The organism is Oculatella sp. LEGE 06141 (assembly GCF_015207605.1).
Classification (GTDB): domain Bacteria; phylum Cyanobacteriota; class Cyanobacteriia; order Elainellales; family Elainellaceae; genus Oculatella.
On record NZ_JADEWO010000131.1, the window covers coordinates 1 to 3335 of the forward strand.

General features: G+C 52.8%; 2 rRNA genes. Both read right to left on the minus strand.

Annotated features, from left to right (window positions below):
* Window positions 1-66: 66 nt before the first annotated feature.
* Window positions 67-183 (minus strand): 5S ribosomal RNA (rrf, locus tag IQ268_RS31855).
* A 143-nt stretch (window positions 184-326) separates the two neighbouring features.
* Window positions 327-3214, minus strand: a 23S ribosomal RNA gene (locus tag IQ268_RS31860).
* Window positions 3215-3335: the final 121 nt, after the last annotated feature.

A 3335-nucleotide genomic window follows, 5' to 3' on the forward strand; every position in this document is an offset into this window, starting at 1 on the left:
TCTACCCATGAAACAAAACAGAGCCTCCTGAAGTGTAGGAAGGCTCTGTTCTGTTTTGTAATACAAACCTGGCACCGAGCTATTTTTGCAGAGGGCTACCCCTCAACTATCTTCGCCGCAACAGCATTTCACAACCGAGTTCGGGATGGGTCGGAGTGGGTCTACCGCGCCATAAGCACCAGGAATACAGATGGGTCACCATCATCGAGTCGTGTGTCGCTTGAAGCTTGATTGACAATTCCTTGATTGACATACACACAACCCTCAGTCACCCTGAAAGCTGCATAGCTCCATTGTCAGATACCCTACACCATCATCCGTAGAACGAGGTCAAGCCCTCGGTCTGTTAGTACTCCTCGACTCCATCCATTGCTGAACTTCCATCTAGAGCCTATCAACGCGTGTTCTGCGCGTGACCTTACTGGGTTAACCCCATGAGAGCACTCATCTTGAGGTGGGCTTCCCACTTAGATGCTTTCAGCGGTTATCCGCTCCGCACTTGGCTACCCTGCGTTTACCGTTGGCACGATAACAGGTACACCAGCGGTGCGTTCTTCCCGGTCCTCTCGTACTAAGGAAGACTCCTCTCAATGCTCTTACGCCTGCACCGGATATGGACCGAACTGTCTCACGACGTTCTGAACCCAGCTCACGTACCGCTTTAATGGGCGAACAGCCCAACCCTTGGGACGTACTACCGCCCCAGGTTGCGATGAGCCGACATCGAGGTGCCAAACCTCCCCGTCGATGTGAACTCTTGGGGGAGATCAGCCTGTTATCCCTAGAGTAACTTTTATCCGTTGAGCGACGGCCATTCCACTCTGTGCCGTCGGATCACTAAGGCCGTGTTTCCACCCTGCTCGACTTGTGAGTCTCGCAGTCAAGCTCCCTTTTGCCTTTACACTCTACGGCTGATTTCCAACCAGCCTGAGGGAACCTTTGCGCGCCTCCGTTATCTTTTAGGAGGCGACCGCCCCAGTCAAACTGCCCACCTGAAACTGTTCCCTCCCCGGATAACGGGTCAGGGTTAGAATTCTAGCCTTGTTAGAGTGGTATCTCACCGTTGGCTCCTGATTCCCCACAAGGAACCGCTCTTTGCCTCCCACCTATCCTGCGCAAACAAGGCCCGAACCCAATTCCAGGCTACAGTAAAGCTTCATAGGGTCTTTCTGTCCGGGTGCAGGTAGTCCGTATCTTCACAGACATTCCTATTTCGCCGAGCCTCTCTCCGAGACAGCATCCAGATCGTTACGCCTTTCGTGCGGGTCGGAACTTACCCGACAAGGAATTTCGCTACCTTAGGACCGTTATAGTTACGGCCGCCGTTCACCGGGGCTTCAGTCGCTAGCTTCAGGAGCAAGCTCCCTGACCAACTTCCTTAACCTTCCGGCACTGGGCAGGCGTCAGCCCCCATACATCGTCTTGCGACTTAGCGGAGACCTGTGTTTTTGGTAAACAGTCGCCTGGATCTCTTCACTGCGACCACCTCTCGGTGGCACCCCTTCTCCCGAAGTTACGGGGCCATTTTGCCGAGTTCCTTAGAGAGAGTTATCTCGCGCCCCTTAGTATTCTCAACCACCCTACCTGTGTCGGTTTCGGGTACGGGTCAGTTTGGATTATCGTGCTTCGGGCTTTTCTTGGAAGCCTGACATCAGCCACTTCGAGTCCGTAGACCCTCGTACTCGTGCCTCAGCTCAAGACGTTTTCGCCGTCTCTCATTACCTCGAACACTTAAACCGGTAACCATCATCCGGCTGGCTTAGCCTTCTCCGTCCCCCGACACCATCCAAACCAAGTACGGGAATATTAACCCGTTCTCCATCGACTACGCCTTTCGGCCTCGCCTTAGGTCCCGACTAACCCTCCGCGGACGAGCCTTCCGGAGGAACCCTTAGGGTTTCGGGGCATGTGATTCTCACACATGTTTTCGCTACTCAAGCCGACATTCTCACTTCCGTTTCGTCCACACCTGCTCTCGCTAGTGCTTCTCACTACTACGGAACGCTCCCCTACCGATACATCCTTAGATATATCCCACAGCTTCGGTACGTCACTTAGTCCCATTCATTTTCGGCGCAGGAGCGCTTGACCAGTGAGCTATTACGCACTCGTTCGAGGATGGCTGCTTCTAGGCAAACCTCCTGGTTGTCTCTGCACTCCCACCTCCTTTATCACTTAGTGACAATTTGGGGACCTTAGCTGGTGGTCTGGGCTGTTTCCCTCTTGACGATGAAGCTTATCCCCCACCGTCTCACTGGTAGTCTGTTCACTGGGTATTCAGAGTTTGTCTCGATTTGGTACCGCTCTCGCAGCCCGCACCGAAACAGTGCTTTACCCCCCAGCTATAATCACTACCGCTGCGCCTCAACACATTTCGGGGAGAACCAGCTAGCTCCGGGTTCGATTGGCATTTCACCCCTAACCACACCTCATCCGCTGATTTTTCAACATCAGTCGGTTCGGACCTCCACTTGGTGTTACCCAAGCTTCATCCTGGACATGGTTAGATCACCCGGGTTCGGGTCTATAACCACTGACATTTCGCCCTTATCAGACTCGGTTTCCCTTTGACTTCGACATTCTCGTCTTAATCTGCCAGTGCCTATAAGTCGCCGGCTCATTCTTCAACAGGCACACCGTCACACGTTTAATCGTGCTTCGATTGCTTGTAGGCTTACGGTTTCATGTTCTATTTCACTCCCCTCCCGGGGTTCTTTTCACCTTTCCCTCGCGGTACTGGTTCACTATCGGTCACACAGGAGTATTTAGCCTTACGAGGTGGTCCTCGCGGATTCAATCGGGATTTCTCGTGCCCCAACCTACTCGGGATGCAGCTAGTATCCTTTAACTTTCGACTACAGGACTTTCACCTTCTCTGGTGCACCTCTCAAGTGCTTCGTCTAGCCTCTAGATTCCATATCGCTGTCCCACGACCCCAAAGGTGTTTACCTCTGGTTTAGGCTCTTCCCGCTTCGCTCGCCGCTACTAGGGGAATCGATTTTTCTTTCTCTTCCTTCAGCTACTAAGATGTTTCAGTTCGCTGAGTTCGCTCGTGCCCGTCTATGGATTCAACGGGCCGTCTTTAGGGTTGCCCCATTCGGATATCTCCGGATCAATGCTTGCTTCCAACTCCCCGGAGCGTTTCGTCGGTAACCACGTCCTTCTTCGCCTCTGTGTGCCTAGGTATCCACCGTAAGCCCTTGGTAGCTTGACCATTTGCTCTACTTCTTTTGGTGTCTGTAATTTCTGTCAGTTCCCTGACAGTTCTACCTACCTGACAATTTCTTCGCTATGCAGTTTTCAAGGTTCTGGCTGGTTCTCTATCCCAGCAGTCT